Annotated in this window: 1 protein-coding gene; it reads right to left on the bottom strand. The window is 43.0% G+C overall.

Translation table 11 applies throughout. The features are described 5' to 3' along the window. Positions 1-1260, bottom strand: a 1260-nt coding sequence (locus AC1DPQ_RS27320; RefSeq protein WP_477611501.1) for a SusC/RagA family TonB-linked outer membrane protein, incomplete at its 3' end; no start/stop codon positions are given. Positions 1261-1545 lie beyond the last annotated feature (285 nt).

Genomic DNA, 1545 nt, shown 5'->3' with positions numbered 1-1545 from the left:
ATATACATCTGGTTGCTCATCTGCAAGGGGATTCACAGAAGTTCCCGCAAGCGGATAGACAATAAAATTGCCCTGTGCGTCGAAAGCATCACCCAAAGGCGATATTTTGTTGGCCTGGTTTAAGGGATCCCTTCGGTTATCTATCTCGTAATGGGTAAACTGTGCCTGCATCCCCGTTGTGAAATACTTTCCAATGTTCTGATCGAGGTTTAACCGCGCCGAGTAACGTGCCGATCTGTCGTTTTTGAGGAGTCCTTTTTCATTTAAATAATCGAGCGAAAAGTAGGCTTTGGTTTTTTCGGTTCCGGCCCTAACACCGAGCTGATAATCCTGTTGGCTTCCATCGTGGAGCAATAGATCCTGATAGTTGGTAAACTGGTTATTCTGAACGGCTGCATATTCGGCCGAATTAAAGATTTTGATATCATCGGCAGGGCTGGCCCAGTTCCCTGTGGTACGATAGGCCTGGCGGCGCTGCTCAACAAATTGCTGGCCATCCATTACACCCGGATACCGTGCAACCTGCGAGATCCCGTAATAGGAATTAAGTGATACAACGGCTTGTCCGGAAATCCCTTTTTTAGTGGTTACCAGGATTACACCATTGGCACCTCTCGATCCGTATATTGCAGTAGAGGAAGCATCCTTGAGTATTTCCATTGAAGCAATATCGTTCGCATTTAGATCCTGCAAACTTCCGTACTGCACACCATCAACAATAATAAGCGGACCGTTTCCTGCTGAAATGGAACGGGTACCCCTAATATTAATATTAACGCCCGATGAAGCTGAGCCACTGCTTCTGGTAATATCAACACCCGGTACTTTTCCCTGAATAGACTCAAGCGGATTTGCCGAAGGCACTTTAGCAATATCATCCCCCTTAACAGATACAACAGCACCTGTAAGATCGCGTTTTTTTACTGTTCCATATCCAATAACAACAACATCGTTCAAGTTGGTTTCGTCTGGCGACATCTTGATACTAATTTGACGCTGTTCGCCCACAGTTACTTCGCGGTTTGCATAACCCACGTAATTAAAAATGAGCACCGCAGTGTTGTCTGGTACACTTATGCTAAATTTCCCATTGCCGTCTGAACTTGTGCCCTGGGTAGTGCCCTTAAGGAGTATACTCACCCCAATAAGGGTTTCACCGGTTTTGGCATCTGATACCTGGCCGATAACGGTACGGTTCTGCGCTGTAGCAGTAAAAAAAAGCAGACAGCACATAGCCAACGATAGATACAATTTGATCATAATATTTGGTTAGGTTTTCAATAGCACATCAAATCCTAAAATTCGATATACATGTTAATTATTAGTTAGATGCAAACGGCACAAAGACCTGAAATCCAGCACCGAACAACATACCCAACAATCTTACGGAGTTTTAATCAGAGCCTGCAGTAAATTGGATTATTTATTTGTGCAATCGTTTGCGGAGCTTAATAAAGCAGAAATCAGAAAGGAATTTAGGCTAAAAACGATACCTGATAAATTTAAAAAAATGCAATAATATTATACAAGCTATGCTATATAAAT

The sequence above is a fragment of the Pedobacter sp. 01T416_2 genome (assembly GCF_056398925.1).
Note: the sequence above shows the minus strand (reverse complement) of the source record. Positions and strands in the feature narration are given on the sequence as shown.